General features: G+C 71.0%; 19 protein-coding genes and 1 pseudogene. 10 read left to right on the top strand and 10 right to left on the bottom strand.

Going from position 1 to position 20,460, the window contains the following annotated elements; all coding sequences use genetic code 11:
* Positions 1-119: 119 nt before the first annotated feature.
* The 5 genes and pseudogenes from GGR66_RS16550 to GGR66_RS16570 all read right to left on the bottom strand — a co-directional run.
* Complete coding sequence (locus GGR66_RS16550; protein ID WP_184449164.1) at positions 120-320, bottom strand: hypothetical protein; 201 nt, start codon at positions 318-320, stop codon at positions 120-122.
* 16 nt (positions 321-336) lie between these two features.
* On the bottom strand, positions 337-663 hold the full coding sequence (locus tag GGR66_RS16555; protein ID WP_167087488.1) for a YkgJ family cysteine cluster protein: 327 nt from the start codon (positions 661-663) through the stop codon (positions 337-339).
* Positions 664-990: 327 nt separating this feature from the next.
* On the bottom strand, positions 991-2,349 hold the full coding sequence (locus GGR66_RS16560) for an Hsp70 family protein (protein ID WP_184449166.1): 1,359 nt from the start codon (positions 2,347-2,349) through the stop codon (positions 991-993).
* 121 nt (positions 2,350-2,470) lie between these two features.
* Complete coding sequence (locus GGR66_RS16565) at positions 2,471-2,941, bottom strand: peptidylprolyl isomerase (RefSeq protein ID WP_167087492.1); 471 nt, start codon at positions 2,939-2,941, stop codon at positions 2,471-2,473.
* A 124-nt stretch (positions 2,942-3,065) separates the two neighbouring features.
* Positions 3,066-4,007: pseudogene (locus tag GGR66_RS16570) on the bottom strand (cation diffusion facilitator family transporter); the annotation flags it as partial.
* A gap of 97 nt (positions 4,008-4,104) precedes the next feature.
* Between GGR66_RS16570 and GGR66_RS16575 the strand changes: the two are divergent.
* Positions 4,105-4,446, top strand: a complete 342-nt coding sequence (locus GGR66_RS16575) for a zinc ribbon domain-containing protein YjdM (protein WP_048490980.1) — start codon at positions 4,105-4,107, stop codon at positions 4,444-4,446.
* Positions 4,447-4,513: 67 nt separating this feature from the next.
* Here the strand turns inward: GGR66_RS16575 and GGR66_RS16580 are convergent, their stop codons facing one another.
* Entirely contained in the window at positions 4,514-5,689 is a 1,176-nt protein-coding gene (locus tag GGR66_RS16580) for an MFS transporter (protein ID WP_184449169.1), read from the bottom strand.
* Entirely contained in the window at positions 5,686-6,846 is a 1,161-nt protein-coding gene (locus tag GGR66_RS16585) for a serine hydrolase domain-containing protein (protein ID WP_221236491.1), read from the bottom strand. The genes GGR66_RS16580 and GGR66_RS16585 overlap by 4 nt, the downstream gene beginning before the upstream one ends.
* A 149-nt stretch (positions 6,847-6,995) precedes the next feature.
* Here GGR66_RS16585 and GGR66_RS16590 point away from each other — a divergent pair, with 149 nt between their 5' ends.
* Positions 6,996-7,874: a LysR family transcriptional regulator gene (locus tag GGR66_RS16590; protein WP_167087500.1), complete on the top strand. Its 879-nt coding sequence runs from the start codon at positions 6,996-6,998 to the stop codon at positions 7,872-7,874.
* A 132-nt stretch (positions 7,875-8,006) separates the two neighbouring features.
* Here GGR66_RS16590 and GGR66_RS16595 read toward each other — a convergent pair whose 3' ends face one another.
* The gene (locus tag GGR66_RS16595; protein ID WP_184449173.1) at positions 8,007-9,095 is read right to left on the bottom strand and encodes an alkene reductase; all 1,089 of its coding nucleotides are present in this window, start codon (positions 9,093-9,095) and stop codon (positions 8,007-8,009) included.
* Positions 9,096-9,362: 267 nt separating this feature from the next.
* Here GGR66_RS16595 and GGR66_RS16600 point away from each other — a divergent pair, with 267 nt between their 5' ends.
* Positions 9,363-10,565 (top strand): MFS transporter, encoded by a 1,203-nt coding sequence (locus GGR66_RS16600; RefSeq protein ID WP_184449175.1) that lies wholly within the window; start codon positions 9,363-9,365, stop codon positions 10,563-10,565.
* 6 nt (positions 10,566-10,571) lie between these two features.
* Here GGR66_RS16600 and GGR66_RS16605 read toward each other — a convergent pair whose 3' ends face one another.
* Positions 10,572-11,567 carry a tetratricopeptide repeat protein gene (locus tag GGR66_RS16605; RefSeq protein WP_184449177.1) on the bottom strand — a complete coding sequence of 332 codons (996 nt, stop codon included), beginning with the start codon at positions 11,565-11,567 and terminating at the stop codon, positions 10,572-10,574.
* A gap of 618 nt (positions 11,568-12,185) precedes the next feature.
* Between GGR66_RS16605 and GGR66_RS16610 the strand changes: the two genes are divergently transcribed.
* The 5 genes from GGR66_RS16610 to GGR66_RS16630 all read left to right on the top strand — a co-directional run bounded on the left by GGR66_RS16610 (position 12,186) and on the right by GGR66_RS16630 (position 15,826).
* Positions 12,186-12,641: a PA2169 family four-helix-bundle protein gene (locus GGR66_RS16610; protein WP_184449179.1), complete on the top strand. Its 456-nt coding sequence runs from the start codon at positions 12,186-12,188 to the stop codon at positions 12,639-12,641.
* Positions 12,642-12,747: 106 nt separating this feature from the next.
* Positions 12,748-13,419, top strand: coding sequence for a 2'-5' RNA ligase family protein (locus tag GGR66_RS16615; protein WP_255421743.1), 672 nt, complete (start codon positions 12,748-12,750; stop codon positions 13,417-13,419).
* Positions 13,416-14,015 (top strand): hypothetical protein, encoded by a 600-nt coding sequence (locus tag GGR66_RS16620; protein ID WP_184449181.1) that lies wholly within the window; start codon positions 13,416-13,418, stop codon positions 14,013-14,015. The genes GGR66_RS16615 and GGR66_RS16620 overlap by 4 nt, the downstream gene beginning before the upstream one ends.
* Before the next feature lie 78 nt (positions 14,016-14,093).
* A complete protein-coding gene (locus GGR66_RS16625; RefSeq protein WP_184449183.1) occupies positions 14,094-14,279 on the top strand; it encodes an oxidoreductase-like domain-containing protein in 186 nt (61 codons plus the stop codon).
* A gap of 122 nt (positions 14,280-14,401) precedes the next feature.
* Complete coding sequence (locus tag GGR66_RS16630) at positions 14,402-15,826, top strand: virulence factor family protein (RefSeq protein WP_184449185.1); 1,425 nt, start codon at positions 14,402-14,404, stop codon at positions 15,824-15,826.
* A 340-nt stretch (positions 15,827-16,166) separates the two neighbouring features.
* On the opposite strand, the gene mprF is transcribed toward GGR66_RS16630, so the two are convergent.
* Positions 16,167-18,731 (bottom strand): bifunctional lysylphosphatidylglycerol flippase/synthetase MprF, encoded by a 2,565-nt coding sequence (gene mprF, locus GGR66_RS16635; protein WP_184449187.1) that lies wholly within the window; start codon positions 18,729-18,731, stop codon positions 16,167-16,169.
* A gap of 494 nt (positions 18,732-19,225) precedes the next feature.
* Here mprF and GGR66_RS16640 point away from each other — a divergent pair, with 494 nt between their 5' ends.
* Both GGR66_RS16640 and GGR66_RS16645 read left to right on the top strand, forming a co-directional pair.
* Positions 19,226-19,918 (top strand): DUF998 domain-containing protein, encoded by a 693-nt coding sequence (locus GGR66_RS16640; RefSeq protein ID WP_184449189.1) that lies wholly within the window; start codon positions 19,226-19,228, stop codon positions 19,916-19,918.
* Positions 19,915-20,259 (top strand): RidA family protein, encoded by a 345-nt coding sequence (locus tag GGR66_RS16645; protein ID WP_184449191.1) that lies wholly within the window; start codon positions 19,915-19,917, stop codon positions 20,257-20,259. The genes GGR66_RS16640 and GGR66_RS16645 overlap by 4 nt, the downstream gene beginning before the upstream one ends.
* The last annotated feature ends 201 nt before the right edge of the window (positions 20,260-20,460 follow it).

The raw sequence follows: 20,460 nt of genomic DNA on the forward strand, positions 1-20,460 counted from the left end.
GGCGCCGTCGTTGGATGCCTGGCGCCGCGTCATCGCTCGGGCGTGGACGGGCGTCCACGTCCTCGCGGATTGCCTGCCGCAAGGAACTGCGATGGGCGCGCGGGAAGCGCGGGCGGGCGTCAGCCCGCGTCGGCGACGTCGACCTTCTTCAGCACGCGGGTGGTGCCGAGCACCTCGACGCGGCCGCCGGCCTGGTGGAAGGCGGCCAGGTCGGCCTCGATGCGCTCGCGGCTGAGGCCCTTTTGCGCCTTGTCGTTGGCGCTGGCGCCGCGTGCGTTCCTGGCGCTGGGCGAAGCGGTGTTGCTGGTGGGTCGTGCCATGCTGGAACTCCTGCAGTCAGTACATCGTCAGTGGAATGCCACGGGTCAGTTGCTCGTGGTGGGTGCGGCGGATCTCGCGGCAGTACGGGCCGGCCATCGCGAACTTGCGGCAGATCGCCGGGCGCTGCGTATAGATCGAGCAGCACATGCGCGCGCCGTCCACCGCCACGCACCAGCCGTCCTCGTCGCGCGCCATCACGTGCAGCCCTTCGCGGGTGTACTCGGTGAGATGTTCGGGGACGTTGTCGTCCGGCATCACCAGCACGGTCAGGCGGCAGCAGATCGCGTCGCAGCGGTCGCAGGCGATGCCGGAGTCGGCGGCTTCCCTCGCGGTCTCGCTCATGCGTCGCCGCCGCGATCGCGACCTGTCGGTCGGTACGGAGGATGGAGCGGCGACGCCAGGCGCTCGGCCTGGAGCGTGGCAGGGGCGGGGGACATGGCGCTCCCGGTGGGTCCGGCCCGAAGCGGGACGGAGGGTGGGGCGAGAAGGGAGCGCGTCGGGCGACAGGAACGGCCGGACGAGACGCGCGTAGAGACGTGACGCTGAAGCGTGCACCTATGCTACGCGAGTCGCGCCTTCACAGTATGAACAACGCAGGCCGAAGGCAGCGCCTCGGCAGGACGCCGCAAGTCGGCGGAGGCCACCGACGCCTGTACAGCCTGTGCCGTGCTAGTCCTGCGCGGCGGCCAGCGCCAGGCCCTGCACCACGCCGAACGAGGGGTCGCCATGGACCAGGCGCGCTTGCGGGAAGGCGGCAGCGACCAGGCGCTGCAGGTAGCCGGCGCGCGACATGCCGCCGGTCAGGAACACTGCGGCCGGATCGCCGCCGATGTCCTGGCGCACCTGCGCCAGCAGTTCCTGCAGGGCCTCCAAATAGCTGCGTGCGGCCTGCACCAGTTCCTCGGCCTGCACCTGCACCTGCAGCCCGGCCTCGATGTAGTCCAGCGTCTCTTCGTGCCGTTCGGCGTCGCTGAGGCGGATCTTGCTGCGCTCCACCGCGCGGTACAGGCGCGCGGTGTTGCCGGGTTCCTGCAGCGCTTGCAGGCGCGTGTCGTAGGGCGCCGGCACGGCGTCGTAGCGATGCTGGCGGAAATCGCGCTGGCGGGTGGTGTCCTGCACCATCGCCGCCTCGACGTAGTGATGCGAGGGTACGCGGGTGATGCCGCGGCCGAACTGCGGCATGAAGCCGGCCAGGCTCAGCGCCAGGTCGATGTCGGTGCCGCCGCGCGGGATGCCCCAGGCGCGGTGCACCTGCGGCGCGGCGTCGCCGCCGACGCTGGCATGGGCGATGTCGGTGGTGCCGCCGCCGATGTCCACCACCACCGCGGCGTGGCGCTCGCGGCTGACCGCGTGGTAATGCATCGCCGCGGCGGCCGGTTCCTCCAGGAAGGCGACGTCGTCGAAGCCGGCGGTGATCGCGGCGCTGTGCAGGATCTCCAGCGCCTGCGCGTTGCCGGCCTCGCCGATCGAGCTGCGGAACTGCACCGGGCGCCCGAGCAGGGCGCGGCGTACCTGCACGCCCAGTTGCTGCGAGGCGGTCAGGCGGATGTGTTCGAGAATGTGCGCGGCGATGCCGGTAATGGTCTGGCGTGCGCGCGGATGCAGGTTGTAGCCCAGCATCGACTTGGGGCTCTGCACCAGGTTGCCTTCGCCCTCGACGAAGTAGGCGTCCAGCGCGGCATCGCCGTACACGGCGTTCTGCAGCAGCGCCGCGGAACTGCGCGGCTCGCGCATCTGCGTTTCCATCCATTGCCGGCGCACCACCCGGATCGCGTCGCGGCGCAGCGCCTCGTGGCTGCGTTCGCGCCCGGCGGCGAGCGCATCGCGGCGGCCGGAGTCGATCAGCTCGTCCACCTGCCGTTCCAGCGCCGGGGTCAGATCGAACTCGGCCGGGTCGCGCATCACTTCGGGGAAGTACACCGTGGTGCGGAACTGCTGCTGCGCGCCGAAGTCGATCGGCACCACGCGGCCGTCAATCACCGCGGCGGCGGCGGAGTTGCTGGTGCCGAAGTCGATACCGAGGCGCATGACGGTGCCGGGGGCGGGAGGGCCGCGCACTGTGGGGCAAGCCGCAGCGCGACGCAAGCGCGGCCGCAAACGCACGAGGCCCGCATCGGCGGGCCTCGTGGGGGACGCGAAACCGGGCCGCTTACAGGGCGGCGCCGGCGTGGCCCTGGTTCTTTTCCTGCTCGGTGGCCTCGCGCACGCCGGCCACTTCCACCGCGAAATGCAGCACCTGCCCGGCCAGCGGATGGTTGCCGTCGATGGTCACCAGCTCGTCGCCGACGTCGGTGACCGTGACCAGCAGCGGACCCTGGTCGGTCTGCGCCTGGAACTGCATGCCCGGCGCCAGCGACCCGGCATCCGGGAACGAACCGCGCGGCACCTGCTGCACCAGCTGCTCGTGGCGCGGGCCGTAGCCTTCGGCCGGGATCACGTCGGCCTTGACCGATTCGCCGGTGCGCTTGCCGGTCAACGCCTTTTCCAGGCCCGGCACGATGTTGCCGGCGCCGTGCAGGTAGCTCAGCGGATTGTCCGGCGAGGACTGGTCGATCACTTCACCGGCATCGTCGGTGAGGGTGTAGTGGATGGTGGCGACAAGCCCGTTGGCGATCTCCATGGGAAACCTCGTTCAGTGAGTAAGGGGGATACGCCGGCACAGTCACAGCGCGATGAGAGGGTGCTACCCGGCTACCCTAACGAAAAGCGGCGCAGGGCCGCAAGTCGCGCCGGCGTACTGCCATTCAGGGCGCCGGCGGCTGGCGCAGCGCGGTGCGCCGGGCCAGCCAGGTCTCCGGGGTCTGCGGTTTGACGAACAGCGCCTGCAGTTCCGGATGCTCGGCGCGTGCGGTGGCCTCGATGCGCTCGATGCACGCTTCGATCTGCGCGGTGCTGCGCTGGTCCTCGAACTCGGCGCTGAGCGCGGCGACCACCTGGTCCGGCCCCATCTGCATGCTGAGCACGCCGTTGACCGCGCGCACGTCCGGATCGGCGGCGGCGATGCGCCGCAGCGCGTCGCCGAGCGGGCGCGCCGCCGGCTCGCCGATCAGCAGGCCCTTGGTCTCGCGCGCCAGCACGAACGCCGAGCAGGCCAGCACCGCGGCGATGCCGATGGAGGCGACGCCATCCAGTTCCGGCATGTCCAGCCATTGCGCAGCGAGCAGCCCGGTGAGTGCGATCAACAGGCCGATCAACGCCGCGCTGTCTTCCACCAGCACGGTGAACAGGCTCGGATCCTTGCTCTCGCGGAACGCCTGCACGTAGCTCAGGCGGCCCTTGCGCGCGCGGAACTCGCGCAGCGAGATCCACCACGAGCCGCCTTCGAACAACAGCGACAGCCCCAGCACGATGTAGTTGAGGGTGTGGTCGCTGGCCGGCTGCGGATGGCGGATATGGGCGATGCCCTCGTACAGCGATACCCCGGCGCCGAGCGCGAACACCAGCAAGGCGACGATGAAGCTCCAGAAGTACAGCTCGCGTCCGTGGCCGAACGGATGGGTGGCATCGGCCGGGCGCGCGGCGCGGCGCAGGCCGTACAGCAACAACAGCTCGTTGACCGTGTCCACCAGCGAATGCACGCCTTCGCTGAGCATCGCCGAACTGCCGGAGATCGCCGCGGCGACGAACTTGGCGATGGCGATGGCCAGATTGCCGGCGAGCGCGGCGTAGATCGCGAGACGGGACCCGGACGAAGCGGACATGAGATTCCTGCGGCTGGCACGGCGGCACGGGGCGGGCGGCTACAATAGGCGGCTCGCCGTCGTCGCCGTATCAAGGACTCCCATGCCCGCCGCACCCGCCTGCCCGCAATGCACCCTGGAAAACACCTACGTCGACGGCGCCAACTGGGTGTGCGCGGACTGCGGCCACGAGTGGCCGGCCGCGGCCGAGGCCGCCAACGACGCGGCGACGGTGGTACGCGACAGCAACGGCAACGTGCTGCAGGCCGGCGACACGGTGGTCGTGATCAAGGACCTGAAGGTCAAGGGTTCATCGATCCCGCTGAAGCAGGGCACCGTGATCCGCGGCATCCGCCTGGTCGAGGACGATGCCGAACACATCGAAGGCAACTCGGACAAGATCAAGGGCCTGGTGCTGAAGACCTGCTTCCTGCGCAAGGCCTGAGCCGCGCCGCGGGGCCGGCGGCAGGCTGCGGTCGTGCGAGCGCCGACGCCGCGCAGACGTCGACGTTCTAGCGGCGATGCGCGCAGGCCCATGCCGGCAACAGCAGCGCCAGCGCGGTCCAGGGCAGCGCGGCGGCGCCATGCCGTTGCAGCAGTGCGCCGCCGAGCAGGCCGGCGCTGGCGATGGCCAGGTTCCAGCCCGTGACCACCAGCGACTGCGCCAGATCGGCGGCGTCGCCGGCACGGCGGGCGATCGCGGTCTGGAACAGCGTCGCGCAGCCGCCGAACGCCAATCCCCACAGCGCCAAGGCCACCGCCAGCAGCGTCGGCGAGCGCGGCCACAGCGCCAGCGTCAGCGCCGCCAGCGCGAACAAGGCGATGCTGGCCAGCAGCAGGGGCCGCAGCCAGCGATCGATCCACGTCCCGACCACGACGATGCCCAGCAGCGCGGCCACGCCGAACAGCAGCAGAGAGCGATCCACCGCCACCGCGGCGCCGGACCGCGCCAGCAGCGGCGCGACGTAGGTGTAGAGCAGGTTGTGCGCGAGCACGAACAGCAGCATCACCGCCAGCACCCGGGCGATGCCGGGCAGGCGCAGCACCCTGCGCAGCGGCAGCGCCGCATGCGCCGCCTGGCCGGCGAAATCCGGCAGTGCGGCGCGGGCCCAGCCGAGCAGGCCGAGGCTCAGCAAGGACATCGCGCCGAAGCTCCAGCGCCAGCCCACCTGCTGCCCGAGCCAGGTACCCGCCGGCACGCCCAGCGCCAGCGCCAACGGCGTGCCGACCATGGCCACCGCGATGGCGCGGCCCTGCTGGGCCGGCGCCACCATCCGGCTCGCGTAGCCGGCCAGCAGTGCCCACAGCAATCCGGCGCTGACCCCGGCGAGCAGGCGCGCGACCAGGATCGGGGCATAGCGGCTGGACACCGCGGTGACCGTGTTGGCGACGGCGAAGCCGGCGATGGCGAGCAGCAGCAACCGGCGCCGGCGCTGGCGCCGGGTGGCGGCGGTGAGCGGGATGGCCGCCAGCAGCGAGCCCAGTGCGTACACGCTGACCAACTGGCCGATCCACGCCTCGCCGACGCCCAGCCCGTCCGCCATCGCCGGCAGCAGCCCGGCCGGCAGCGTCTCGGTGAGGATGGTGACGAAGCCGGCACAGGCCAGCGCCAGCAATCCGCTCCAGGGCAGGCGTCGCGCCTCGGGCGGGCGCGACGGCGCGCCGCACTCCAGGCCCTGGCCGCTCATGCCGCCCGTTCGCGCAGGCTGGCGTAGACCGCGTCGCGCAGTTCGACCACGAACGCGCCGGACATGCCTTCGTACAGCGTGTTGGTCAGCGCCACCACGCTCAGTTGGTGCGCCGGATCGACGAACCAGCTGTGCCCGTAGGCGCCACCCCAGCGCCAGGTGCCGGGCGCCTCCGGCGTCGCGGTCGGCGCCGGGTCGCGCAGCACCGCAAAGCCCAGGCCGTAGCTCCAGCCCGGTCCGTCCGGTGGGCCGAAGTCGCCGGTCTGCGCGCGCCCCATCTCGGCGACCAGATCGGCCGGCAACAGCGGCGCGCCGCCGCTGCGCAGCGTCTCCAGCAGGCGCAGCACGTCGCCGGCGCTGCCGACCATGCCGGCGCCGGCGGAGGGAAACGCGGTGCGATCCAGCGCGCGCGAGGGATGGAAGACGATGCCTGCGCCGTCGGCGAACGGCGCGACCACCTCGCCTTCGCCCAGTCGATGCGGCATCGGCGCGTCGCCGACGTAGGGCACTGCCAGGTTGGCGGCGTCCTCGGCATGGAAGGCGGTGGCCTGCATCCCCAGCGGCGCGGTGACCAGATCGTGGACCAACTGCGGCAGCGGCTGCCCGCTGGCGGCCTCCAGCACCGCGCCGGCGACGTCGATGGCCAGCGAGTAGCCCCAGCCCGTGCCCGGCGCGTACTGCAGCGGCACTTGGGCCAGGCGGCGCAGGTTCTGCTCCAGACTCAGGTCGCTGTGGTCCATGCCGTCGGAGACGCCGGCGCGCGCATGCGCACCGTCTTCGGGTTCGAGGAAGCGGTAGCCGAGCCCGGCGCTATGGCTGAGCAACTGGCGCAGGCTGATGTCCGGCACGCGTCCGTCGGGCAGGGCCGGCCTGAACCACGGCAGCCAGCCGGCGATCGGCGCATCCAGCGCCAGGCGGCCCTGCGCGACTAGCGCCAGCGCCGCGGTCGCCACGATCGGTTTGCTGACCGAGGCCAGGCGGAACGTCGTCTCCTGGCGCATCGGCCGTTGCGCTTCGCGGTCGGCCCAGCCGGCGGCGCGGCGATAGATACAGGCGCCGCGATGGGCGACCAGCACCACTGCGCCGACGAGCCGGCGTTCGTGCAGCGCGCGGTCGATCGCGGCATCGAGCGGAGCAGCCTGGCGCGGCGAGAGCATCGGTGCAGGATCGGGGATGGAGGTGGGCATGGGCATCGGCGCTGTGCATGGAGGAGGGAGGTGCAGCGTGGACGCCTGCCGATTGCGGAAAAAGACGGGTAAAGTTCCTCGCTGCGAGGACGGAAATGTCCGCAATCGGTGACGCTGCGATGGACAGTCTGGGGAGCCTGCGTGGCTTCGTGCAGGTGATGGAGAGCGGCGGCTTCGCCGAGGCCGGGCGGGTGCTGGGCCTGTCCGCCTCGGCGATGGCCAAGAGCGTGGCGCGGCTGGAGCAATCGCTGGGCGTGCGTTTGTTCCATCGCAGCACCCGCAGCCTGACCCTGACCGCCGAAGGCCAGCTGTTCCTGCCGCGCTGCCGGCGCATCCTGGCCGAGGTCGAAGCGGCGCGCGGCGAGCTGGGTAGCCTGGCGGCGACGCCGAAGGGGCGGCTGCGGATCAGCCTGCCGATGAACAACAACGTGCTGTTGCCGGTGCTGGGCGACTTCATGCGCGCCTATCCGCAGGTCCAGCTGGACCTGGATTTCGACGATCGCCTGGTGGACGTGATCGAAGAAGGTTTCGATGCCGTGTTGCGCGTGGCCGAGCCGGACGATTCGCGGCTGGCCTCGCGCCGCCTGGGCAGTTTCCGCCGCTGCCTGGTGGCCTCGCCCGACTACCTGCAGCGCTGCGGCACGCCGCTCCAGCCGCAGGACCTGCTGGCCCATCAGTGTCTGCACTACCGTTTCCGCAGCAGCGGGCGCCTGGAAGCCTGGCCGCTGGGTGCGGCGGCGGCTGGCCTGCCGTTGCCGGTGTCGATGGTGTGCAACAACATCGAGACGCGGCTCAGCTTCGCCTTGCGCGGCTGTGGCATCGCGTTCCTGCCGGAGCACTCGGTACGCGCGGAACTGGCGGCCGGCACGCTGCGCACGCTGCTCGACGACTATGTCGACTCCACCGGCACCTTCCATCTGTTGTGGCCGTCGAGCCGGCACATGCTGCCGAAGCTGCGCGTGTTCGTTGATTTCCTCGGCGAGCGGTTGACGTTCTAGAGCGAGCTCTCTGCGCCGGATGCGACGCGGCCCGTGCCTCGATGCGCATCGCGCCCGAGCGCCCGCCGCAGAAGACGGCGCTGCCTGGACGCGAGGCTGGCGGCACTGCGCGGTGCCGCCAGCCCGGGGCAATCAGTCCAGCGTCGGGTAGTCGGTGTAGCCCTTGGCACCGCCGCCGTACAGCGTGTCGGCGTCCACCTGGTTCAAGGGCGCGTCGCGGCGCAGCCGTTCCACCAGGTCCGGGTTGGCGATGAACGGGCGGCCGAAGGCCACCGCGTCGGCGCGGCTGGAGGCCACGGTCTCTTCGGCCAGCGCCTTGTCGTAGCCGTTGTTGACCAGCCACGGGCCATGGAACTTGGCGCGCAGCGCCGCGTAGTCGAAGGCGATGTTGTCGCGCGGGCCGCCGGTGGCGCCTTCGATCACGTGCACGAAGGCCAGGCCCAGCGGATCCAGGCGTTCCACCGCGCGCTCGAACAGCGGCTGCGGGTCGCTGTCGCGGGCATCGTTGGCCGGGGTCACCGGCGACAGGCGCACGCCGGTGCGGTCGGCGCCGATTTCCTGCGCCACCGCCTGCACCACTTCGAACAGCAGGCGGGTGCGGTTCTCGATGCTGCCGCCGTAGGCGTCGTCGCGGTGGTTGCTGCCGTCGCGCAGGAACTGGTCGATCAGGTAGCCGTTGGCGGCGTGCACTTCCACGCCGTCGAAGCCGGCGGCGATGGCGTTGCGGGCGGCGCGGCGGAAGTCCTCGATCAGCCCGGGGATCTCGTCCAGGCGCAGCGCGCGCGGCGCGGAGACATCGGTGAAGCCCTCGGCGGTGAAGGTCTTGGCATCGGCGCGCAGCGCGCTGGGCGCCACCGGCGCGGCGCCGTCCGGCAGCAGGCTGACGTGCGAGATGCGGCCGACGTGCCACAGCTGCAGCACGATCTTGCCGCCACGCCGATGCACTTCGTCGGTGACCTGCTTCCAGGCCGCGACCTGTGCGTCGCTGTAGATCCCCGGGGTGTCCTTGTAGCCCTGGCCCATCGGGCTGATCTGGGTCGCCTCGGCGATGAGCAGGCCGGCGCTGGCGCGCTGGCCGTAGTACTCGGCGGCCAGCGGCGAGGGGATGCGGCCTTCGCCTTCGGCGCGGTTGCGGGTCAGGGGTGCCATCACGATGCGGTTGGCCAGTGCGATCGCGCCCAGGCGCAGCGGCGTGAACAGCGGGGAAGCGGTATCGGTCATCGGTGGGTCTCTCGGTGTGGGGTAGGGCGGGCAACCCTGCAGCGCGGCGCTGCACGGAAGCATGCGTGCAAGACATGGGGACGCACCCGGCGGTTTCGCGGCGGTGCGATGGGACAGTGCGTTGCTGCCGCGGCATCTTCGCCAGGGCATCGTCGTCATCTGAAGCTCCGCCAGCGGCATGCCGCAACGCGGCGTTGCGCGCGTGGGGCTGCAATGTTTGCTGCAATGCACAACAATGGGCAGCCCTTCCTCTTGTGGGATGTGCGCATGACCTCATCCGCCACGGCGCCGCTGTCGCGGCGCGGCTACGTGCTGATCCTGTTCGCGCTGGCGATGGGCGGTTTCGCGATCGGCACCAGCGAGTTCTCCACCATGGGCCTGATGCCGTACATCGGCCGTGGCCTGGACATCGATGCGCCGCAGGTCGGGCATCTGATCAGCGCCTATGCGCTGGGGGTGGTGGTGGGCGCGCCGCTGCTGGCGATCCTCGGCGCGCGCTGGTCGCGCCGGCATCTGCTGCTGGCGCTGATGGGCTTCTATGCGTTCGGCAATCTCGCCAGCGCGCTGGCGCCGGACTATCACAGCATGCTGCTGGCGCGCTTCGTCGCCGGCCTGCCGCATGGCGCCTATTTCGGTGTGGCGACCCTGGTGGCCGCGTCGATCGGGCCGCCCGACCAGCGTGGCGCGGCGGTCAGCCGGGTGCTGCTGGGCCTGAACCTGGCGGTGCTGGTCGGCAACCCGCTGGCGACCTGGCTCGGCCAGGTGGCGGAATGGCGCTACGCCTACGCCCTGGTCGCGGCGATCGCGGTGTTGACCGTGGTGCTGGTGTGGCGTCTGCTGCCGGCCGATCCGCAGGAGGCGCGGCCCTCGCCGCTGCGCGAACTGCGCGCCTTCAACCGCACGCAGGTGTGGCTGGCGCTGGGCATCGGCGCGATCGGCTTCGCCGGCATGTTCTGCGTCTTCAGCTATCTGGCGCCGACCCTGATGGAGGTCACCGGCGTGTCCGAACACTGGATCCCGGTGGCGATGGCCGCGTTCGGGCTGGGCGGATTGCTCGGCAATCTGGCCGGCGGCTGGCTGTTCGATCGCATGCAGTTCCGCGCGGTGCCGCTGGTGCTGCTGTGGTCGCTGGCGGTGCTGCTGGTGTTCCCGCTGGCGGCGACCTCGCCGTGGACGGTGCTGCCGGCGGTGGTCGCGGTCGGCAGCATGGGCGCGCTGGCGCCGGTGCTGCAGACCCGTTTGATGGACGTGGCCAGCGATGCGCAGACCCTGGCGGCGGCTTCCAACCACGCGGCATTCAACCTGGCCAACGCGCTGGGGCCGTGGCTGGGCGGGATCGCGATCGGTGCCGGCCTGGGCTGGACCTCCACCGGCTATGTCGGCGCGGCGATGGCCGTGGGCGGCCTGTTGATCTACCTGTGGGCGCGCCAGGCGGCACGGCGCGGCGCCTGCGCGCACGCGGCAGGCTAGCGCGCGTTAGCGCAGCGGCCGCGCGGTCGAGGACAGCCGCCGCAGCGCGTCCAGCTTGCCCTGGTAGCGCGGTTGGGTGGCCGGATCGGCGTGCGCCATGGCCTCGCGCAGCGCCACGCTGGCGCGGCGGGTGTCGCCGCTGTGCAGGTAGGCGCGGGCCAGGGCGAAGTACAGCAGGTGGGCGCCGTCGTACAGGTGCAGCGCATGCCGGTAGTAGGCGATCGCCGCGGTGTAGTCCTGGCGCCGCTCGGCCTCGGTGCCGAGCAGATATTGCTGGAACGGATCGCGCTGGCGCACGTGTTCCATCTGCCGCTGCAGTGCGGCCGCGCGCGCGCTGTCGCCCAGGCGCCGGGCCAGGCCGACGGCGTTGGACAGCGCCGGCAGATGCTCCGGATCGATCTCCAGCGCCTTGGCGTAGTCGCGTGCGGCGGCGCCGCTGTCGCCATCGCGCATCGCCAGCACGCCCTGGTTGTTCCAGGCCCCGGCGAAGCGCGGGTCCATCTGCAGCGCCATCGCCAGATGCGCGCGGGCGCCGTCCAGGTCGCCGTCGACCATCAGCTCGGCGCCGCGGTTGTTGTAGTAGTGGGCGAGGGCGCGGCGGTCGGAGATGGGTTGCGGCCCGCGCCGGTCCATCAGCACGCTGCGGTCCAGGTCGATGCTGCCGCGCCCGCTGTCCACGCGCACGCCGGCGTTGACGTGGCCGACGTTGTACAGCGCATCGCCGTCTTCGTACCAAGTCAGCACGCGGCGCACTTCCTGGACCTGCGCCTGCAGCCCGACGTCGCGCGCCATCGCCACGAACAGCAGGGTGAAGGACAGGCAGTTGACGTGGCGAGTGGCGTAGCTCTCGGCGACGCTGTGGGTGGCCTTGGGGTCGTACTGCAGGTTCAGGCCCTTGGCATCGAAGGCCAGCGCTACCAGTTGCTGCAGGCGGTGCTCGGGGTCGGCGTGCGGGTCGATGCGCTGCTGCAGCAGCGCGTGCAGCGCAGGCGGTAGCTGCATGATCTGCTCAGGCGTCTGCGTCGGCGTCGGCGCGGGGGGCGTCGCAGGGGTTGGCGGTGTCGCGTCTGCCTGCATCGCCGCTGCCGGGTGCGCTGGCGGCACTGGCAACGTGGGCGGCGACGTGGTGGCCGCAGCAGCGGCGAGCAGGGCGAACGCGGTCCAGGCGAACATGACGCACCTCGCGGTGCCCTGCAGTGGCGAGGGCTCGCCTGCACTATAGGCGTTTGTTGCCGGGCGCGGAGGACGTTGCGGCGGCGCCGACGAGCGGTCGCGGGCCGACGCGATCGGCGGCGGCCGTCATCCACAACCGCTGTGGACGACCGTGAGGCAACCGTGTGGATAAGTCGCGGCATACCAAGCGCTGCAATGCGCGAAGACAGGATGGTGAAAACTTCAGCACATGCCTGACTGCGCAGTGCGGCCAATGAACGCGTGTTCACCACCGGCAATGCGGCGTGACGAGCGAATGCCGATGGCTCACGTGCGCTTTATGCGCTTGTGCCCAGCATCGCTACCACTACGCAACGCGGCAATCCTTTCGAACGCGCCGTGCGATATCCAGGTTCACCCCCGTGTGCCCGTTGCGCGATATCGCTGGCCTCGCCACAGGAGTTCTCCATGAGCATTCAGAGCAAGACCACCCACAGCCTCAACGACCTCATCGCCATTTCCCGCGACGGCAAGGACTTCTACGAAGAAGCCGCGAAGAAGGTGGGCGACGCCGAGTTGTCCGCGCTGTTCCTGCGCATCGCCGGCGTCAAGTCGGACATCGTCAGCAGCCTGAGTGCGGTGGTGCAGTCGGTCGGCGGCAAGCCGGAAGACCACGGCACCATGGTCGGCAGCATGCAGCAGATGTACGGCAAGGTCCGTGCCGCGCTGGGCGACACCAAGTACGGCTACGTCGCCGAGCTGGAAGAGTCCGAGGATCGCCTGCTGAAGGCCTTCAACGAGACCATTGCCGACGCCGATACCCCGGTCGCCGCGCGCGACGCCGCCACCCGCCTGCTGCCGGAAGTGCGCGCCTGCCACGACGTGATGCGCACCCGCAAGCACGCGATGAAGAACGCGGCGTAATCGCCGCCTGCCGCCGACCCGGCGCGCCGCCATCGCGGCGCTGGCCGGGTCGGCGTGCCGATGTCGGCGTGCCGATGGTCTGCAGCGGTCGGGCGTGCTTGCTACCATGCGCGCTCGACCGCTGCCCGACCCGATTGCGGCGTTTGCCGTTTCCGCCATGTATCCCGATGCCGCGCCTGCCGGCGCCCAGTTCTCGCTCGGTTTCGACGCGCCCGCCGCGCGCGAAAGCCTGTTCTTCGCTTTGTTGCCGGACGCGCAGACGGCGCAGGCGGTGCATCGCCTTGGTCGGCAGCTTTGCCACGAGCACGGATTGCATGGACGCGCGCTGCCGCCCGAGCGGCTGCATGTGACCTTGCACTATCTCGGCGAGTACGCCGGCATCCCGCCACGCCTGCTGCAACAGGCCTGCGCAGCCGGGCAGGCGCTTTCCGCCGCGCCGTTCGCACTGGCGTTCGATCAGGCGGTGACCTTCGACAGCCGCGCGCGCAGCCGACCGCTGGTGCTGCGCGGCGAGGGCGAGCCCGCGCCGCTGCTGGCCCTGCGCCAAGCGCTGCAACAGCTGTTGGTTCGACACGGTGTGGCGCCGCGCGCCGACGGCGTCTATCTGCCGCACATGACCCTGGCCTATGTCGACCAGGCGCTGGCGCCGCAGCGCGTGTCGGCGTTGCCCTGGCAGGCGGGGTCGCTGAGTCTGATCCGCAGTGTGCAGGGCCAGGGACGCTATCTGCACGAAGCCCATTGGCCGTTGCGCGCCGACCCTGCGCAGCGCGACGCATGAACGCGGCGCCGCTCACGCTGCCCGATGCGCAATGGACGCAACTGCGGGCCGCCTACGCCGAGCCGCCGCGGGCGTATCACCATTTCGGCCACGTCGAGGCAGTGCTGGCGCATTACGCCGAGGTCGCTGTCGACAGCGGCTGGCAGCAGCCGCGCGAGGTCTACCTGGCCGTCCTCTATCACGATGCGGTGTACCGCGCTGGCCGCGGCGACAACGAAGCGCAGTCCGCGCGCCTGGCCGAGGCGGCGATCGCGCAGTGGCTGCCGGACGCCGGCATGGATGTGGCGCGGGTGGCTGCGTTGATCGAACTCACCGCGCGTCATGGGCAATTGACCACGGCGTCGGTGGATGCGGACGCGGCGCTGTTCCTGGATTGCGACATGGCGATCCTCGGCGCTACGCCCGAGGCCTTTGCCGCCTACGACCGCGCCATTGCCGAGGAGTACCGCGGGGTAGTGCCGGGCTGGTTGTACCGGCGCAAGCGCCGCGCTTTCCTGCGCACCGTGCTGGCGCAGCCGCGCATCTTCCTCAGCGAGCGGTTCCACACGCGCTACGACGCGGCCGCGCGCGCCAACCTGCGCCAGGCCATCGGCTGACGGAGTAGTGACCGCGGCCAGCACCGCCTTCTTCTACACTGCCGCGCCGGTCCGCCCCGGCCGCTGCCACGGAGCCTCATGTCCGACCCTGCCGCCAACGCCGATCCCTGCCCGCAGGCGCCGCTGCCGCCCGGCCCCAGCGACTGCTGCGATAGCGGCTGCCCGTTGTGCGTCTACGACCTCTACCACGAGGAACTGGAGCGCTATCGGCAGGCACTGGCGGCCTGGCGGCTGCGCCATCCCGGTGCCGACGCGGACGCCTGACGGCCCGCCGATGCAGGGCGATGGCCCAGGTCCGGCGTACCTGGCATGAACCGCAGGGCGCGCCGCGCTTCGCGTCGCCGCCGTTCGGGATTATCTTTAACGCGCCTTTTCAGGATGGCTGGATGATGCAGAAGCGTGGCGGTTGGATGTGGGGATGTGCATTGGGCGGACTGCTCGCGGCCGGCGTCGCCGGCGCAGCGCCTGGCGCTGCGGCCGCTGCCGCACCGCGTGCCGGCGCACCGGCCGCGGCGCCGGAAAAGCTCAGCCACGGCCGCTTCGAGCAGGTGCCGGTGCTGTTGCCCAAGGGCAACGCGCAGCGCGTGGTGCTGTGGTTCGCCGGCGGCAAGCACGCCGACGCCGAGCGCACGCGCCAGATCGAGGCGCTGCGCGACGATGGCGCGATGGTCGCGGTGATCGACAGCGCGCACCTGCAGGCGGTACTGGCCAAGATCGACGGCACCTGCGGCTTCTCCGCGGGCGACGTGGAGAACTTCTCGCGCTACGTGCAGGCCTATTTCCACGTGCCGACCTACCACCTGCCGTTGCTGGTCGGCGATGGCGATGGCGCCGCGCTGGCCTACGCGGTCGCCGCGCAGGCGCCCAAGCATCTGCTGGCGGGCCTGCTGACCGAGGATTTCTGCCCGGTGCAGGTGCTGGACGACCAGATCTGCGGCGCCGGCATCACCGCGCCGGCGCGTGCGTTGAAGCCGACCGCGCTGCCGGTGCCGTGGCTGGCGGCGCTCGACGCCAAGAGCCGCCGCGACCGCTGCACCCAGCAGAGCGACGCGTTCGTGCAGAAGGTGGCGCAGGCGCGGCAGTTCCGCCGCAGCGCCAGCGGCGATGCGTTGCCTGGGCTGCGTGCGGCGGTGCGTTCGCTGGGCGATCGGCCCGGCGTCAGCCTGCCGCCGACGCCGGCCGACCTGGCCGGGCTGCCGGTGGTCGACGTGCCGGCCGCCGCGGGTGCGGGCGATGCCGACAATGGCAACGTGTTCGCGATCTTCGTCTCCGGCGACGGCGGCTGGGCCGGGCTCGACCAGCAGGTCGCCGGCGCCCTGGCCAAGGCCGGCATCCCGGTGGTGGGCGTGGATTCGCTGCGCTACTTCTGGAGCGAGCGTACGCCGCAGGGCTTTGCCACCGACCTGGACCGCATCTACCGCCACTACAGCCACCTGTGGCAGCGCGGGCGCGTGGTGCTGATCGGCTTCTCGCAGGGCGCCGACGTGCTGCCGGCGGCCTACAACCAGTTGCCGGAAGCGATGCGCGACCAGGTGCAGCTCACCGCCTTGCTGTCGGTGGGCAAGACCGCCGACTACGAGTTCCACGTGTCCAACTGGATCAGTTCCGGCGACGACGGCCTGCCGATCGCCCCGGAAGTGGCGAAGATGCCGCCGGCGCAGACCCTGTGCATCTACGGCGAGGACGACGACGACGCGCTGTGCCCGGACCTGCCCAAGGGCGGGCCGCAACTGGTCAAGCTGCCCGGCGACCATCATTTCCAGGGCGATTACGCCACGCTGGCCAAGCAGATCCTGCAGCGCATTCAGTAGAAGCCGGGATTGGGGAGTCGGGATTGGGGATTGGTGGGCTGGTTCGCCGGTGCGGACTTGCCTGCTCGCGTCGTCGTAGGAGCGGCTTCAGCCGCGACGCGGACCACTGAAACATCGGTCCTGCAAGGCGGCGAGCGTGGCTGGCCGCCGCCGGGCGCTCCATGGCGGCCGTACCCTCACGCCAACCCCTCTCCCGGTGGGAGAGGGGCTTTGCTCTTCCTTCGCCCTGTGGGAGAAGGTGCCCCGCAGGGGCGGATGAGGGTGCGGCGCGCAGCCTCGCAATGCCCCGGCAAACGGGGGCGCCGCGCCAATCCCCAATCCCGACTCCCCAATCCCCGCCTCACTCCGGCTTGCGCGGATCCAGCGAGATCAACCGGGTCACGTCCAGCAGCGCGGCGGGCAGGTGCATGCCGCCGGGGGCGGCGAGGTAGCGGGTGCGCCAGGTGGGGGCGAACTTGGACTTGAAGCGGCGCAGGCCGGTGAAGCCGTAGAAGCGTTCGCCGTGGCGCACGATCAGGTTGCCGAAGCGGTTCCAGCGGCCGGCCAGGCGGTGCTGGGCCAGGCCCGACAGCGGCGCCATGCCCAGCGAGAAGCGCTTGTAGCCCTGGTCGCGGCCCCACAGGAACAGCTCGATGAACAGGAAATCCATGGTGCCCTTCGGCGCGTCGGCGATGTGCCGCATCAGGTCCACCGACAGCTCGTGGCCGGCCGGTGCCTGCCACAGGTTGGCGAAGGCCACGACCTTGCCCTCGAACTCCACCACCGCGATCGGGAAGCGGCGCAGGTAGGCCGGGTCGAAGCTGCCCAGCGAGAAGCCCTTCTCGGCGCCGGCCTTGTCTTCCAGCCATTGCTGCGAGACCTCGGCCAGCACCGGCATCAGCGCGTCCACCGCCTCGGTTTCGACGATGCGGAAGCTCAGCCCGCTGCGCTTGCCGCGGTTCCAGGCCTGGCGCAGGTCGGCGCGGTCGCGGCCCTCCAGGTGGAAACCCTCCAGCGACACCATCGCTTCCTCGCCGAGCTTGACCAGGGTCAGGCCCAGGTCCAGGTAGGTCTGCCAGTGCTGCTCGCCGACCTGGTAGAACACCGGGCGCAGACCCATGCGGTCGGCTTCCTCGCGGAAGCGCCAGATCAGCGCGCGGGCCACCTCCGGCGCGCCGACCGGATCGCCCATCGCCACCAGCGAGCCGCCGTAGCGCTGCATCATCACGAAACCGGGGCCGTCCTCGGCCTGCAGCAGGGCCTTGTCGCCAGTCAGCACCAGGCAGGCCTGGGTGTCGGTGGCCTCGGCCAGCACCGGCGCCAGCGCGTCCAGCTGCGCGCCATCGGCCGGCGGCAACGGCGAGCGGGTGCTGTGCAGCAGCCGCGCCAGCCCGAACACCACCACCGCCACGCTGACCAGCAGCACCGCGCGCAGCGCGCGCGGCGCATTGGCCGAGGTGGCGAACTCCCACCACAGCTCGTTCTGGTATTCGACGTGGCTGTAGACGAAGAACAGCAGCCAGATCGTGGCGATCAGCACCAGGCCGAGGTTGCGCAGCCACGGCCACGACCAGGCCTCGTCGAGCAGCGCGCCTTCGCGATAGAACTCGCGGCGCGCGCCCCACAGGCCGACCGCCACCACCAGCGAGGACAACGCCACCGAGACGTGGCCGCCGCGCAGCCAGGCCGGCAACGGCAGCAGCACGCAGATGCCGATCGCCAGCACCCAGGCCGCGTGGCTGCGCCGCTGCAGGCCCTGGCCGATCAGCAACAGCACCACGCCGCCGAGGCTGGCCAGCAGGTGCGAGGTTTCCATGATCGACAGCGGCGCCATGTCCTGGCGCCGCTTGGGGGTGGGCAGGGTGCCGTCGATGACCAGCGCCGCGCCGACCGCGAACACCGCCAGGGCGATGATCTGCGGCAGCCACGGGCGCAGCGTGCGCCAGGCCACGCGCACCCCGCCGGCACTGGCGACCAGCGGCCGGCGCAGGCCGGACAGCGAGGCCATCAGCACCGACAGCAGCAGCGGCACCACGTAGTAGGTGATGCGGTAGATGAGCGCCGCCGCCAGCACCGCCGCCGGCGCCACGCCGGGCAGCAGCTTGAGCAGGCTCCATTCGAACACGCCCAGGCCGGCCGGCACGGTCGAGACCAGACCCGCCACCACCGCGACCAGGTACAGGCCGACGAAACCGATGTATTCGATCCCCGATTCGTTGGGCAGCAGCACGTAGAACGCGGCGCTGGCCAGACCCAGCTCGACCACGCTCAACGCGGTCACGCCCAGGGTGGTGCGTCGGTCCGGCAGCCACAGCTCATGGCTGCGCCAACGCAGGGTGCGGCCGTCGCGGCCGGCCAGCAGCAGCATCGTGGCGAAGCCGACCAGCAGCGCGATGCCGATCGCGCGCACCGCGGTGGCACCGACCGGCAGCGCCAGCGCCGCCGCGGCCGGCTCCAGGGTCAGGGCCAGCGCCAGCAGCAGCCAGGCGCCGAACACGAAGCCGAGCGTGCTCATCAGCACCACCTGGCCGATCTCGGCCAGGCTCAGCCCGACCCGGCCGTAGCCGCGCAGGCGCACCGCGCCGCCGGTCAGCGCGGCGAAGCCCAGGGTCTGCCCGACCGCATGCGCCAGGAACGCGGTGATGCTGATCCGCATCGGATGCAGCTTGCGCCCGCTGCGGCGCAGGCCGACGGCATCGAAGCCGATCAGGCAGGCGTAGCTGCTCAGGCCCAGCAGCAGCGTCAGTACGATCTGGCTGAGGCTCAGCTGGTTGAAGGCGTGACGGATCGCACTGTAGCCGTGGGTACTGAACTCCGTGGCCAGCGCATGCAGCGCCAGGGCCAGGATCGCCAGGCTGGCCAGCACCGGCAGCGCACGGCGCCAGCCGGGAGTGGACGCGGGAGCGGAGGGCGTGGCGTCGGTCATTGCAGACGGGCGGCCAGGCACCACGACGCGCGGCGCGCGGTGCGCGGCGGAGTCGGAGCGGAACTGCAGGCGGAACGAAGAGCGGAACGAAGAGAGGCCATCGCGATACCGGTTGGGTGAGAGCGTGTAAGGAACATGGAGAAGGCTATGGACAGGTGGTTACGACGCGGTGTGTGAGGTGCCGGAGCAAGGCGGGTTGCCCCAGCCTGTCGCGCAACCCCTCGATGCACGCAACGTGCCACGTCCCGACAGCGGAGCGAAGCCGGCCCTGCGCGGGTTGGCTTGGTGCCATCCCTGGCCGCGTGTCGCAGCGCATACCGATCCCTCCATCACCATGCCGCTCCTCTCACCGTGCATCACGCGCTCTAGGCTATACCGGCCACGCCGGCGACGCGCATGATAGTGGAATCGTACGTCGCCACGGCGTCGGGGCCGCGGCAGGGGCCATGGCCGGCGCTTGCGGCGATGGTCTGTGTTGGGTTCCGGAGCCTGTCATGCCGTTGTCCGCATCTCCCTTTCCCGCGCCGCCGCGCTGGACGCGCCTGGCCGGTGCCGCGGCGCTGCTGCTGGCGCTGCTGTTCCTCGGTGTGGCGATGGCGTTGCAGGTCGTGCGCGCCGATCTGCATTGGCAGCAGGCCACGCTCAGCCAGTACCTGCATGGCCCTGGCGGCTTGGTGCTGCGCACTGTCTACGTTTTGCTGGCCGCCGGCGTGATGGCGTTGGCAGCCGGCTTGTATGCGCAGGCGCCGCCACGCGCGCGCAGCGGCGCGCCCGTACTGCTGTTCGGCTGTGCGGCGCTGGGGTTATGCGGGGTCGCAGTCGGCGACAGCTACCTGCCGCAGCGCGCGCCGCTGCTGGCGCCGCTGGTGCACGGGCTATCCGCGCAGACCGCGTTCCTGTGCGTGACCACGGCGATGCTGTTGCAAAGTGTCTGGCTGCGCCGGCAGCAGGCGTGGCAGCGCCGCGCCGGGCCGTTGTCGCTGCTGGCGGTGCTGGGGTTCGTGGCCTTGTGGGTGCATGTGCTGTGGCGCGCGCCGCCGCGCGGCCTGACCCAGAAGCTGGCGATCGTGCTGATCCTGGCCTGGCTGCTGCCGGTGGCGTATCGCCTGTGGCGGCCGGCGCCTGCAGCCGCGGCGCAATCGCGCGACAATGGCGCGGTCTTCCCACTACAGGACAGCGCATCATGATCCAGCGTTTCGATACCGGCCCGCGGATGTCGGAAATGACCGTGCACAACGGCGTGGCCTACCTGGCCGGGCAAATCGCCGAGGACACCAGCGCCGACATCGCCGGCCAGACCCGTGAGGTGCTGGCGGCGATCGACCGGCTGCTGGGGCTCGCCGCCACCGACAAGAGCCGGATCCTGCGCGCCGAGATCTACATGACCGACCTGGCCGAGTTCGCCGAGATGAACAAGGTCTGGGAAGAGTGGGTGAGCCGGGGCAACACCCCGGCCCGCGCCACCGTGCAGGCCAAGCTGGCCGACCCGGCCTGGAAGATCGAGATCGTCATTACGGCGGCCGCTTGAGCGGCCGGGAGTGGTGATTGGGGATTGGGGATTCGTCTTGCCGCCACGACGTCGCTTGCGTATCCCTTGATCTTCGTAGGAGGGGCTTCGACCGCGACAGGCATCACCGGTAACGCCCCTCGCGGCTGAAGCCGCTCCTACACAGGGTCGATCAGGCGGCAGTACGCCGCCTTTGCCAATCCCCAATCCCCACTCCCCAAT

Source organism: Xanthomonas sp. 3498 (assembly GCF_014199795.1).
GTDB lineage: Bacteria > Pseudomonadota > Gammaproteobacteria > Xanthomonadales > Xanthomonadaceae > Xanthomonas_A > Xanthomonas_A rydalmerensis.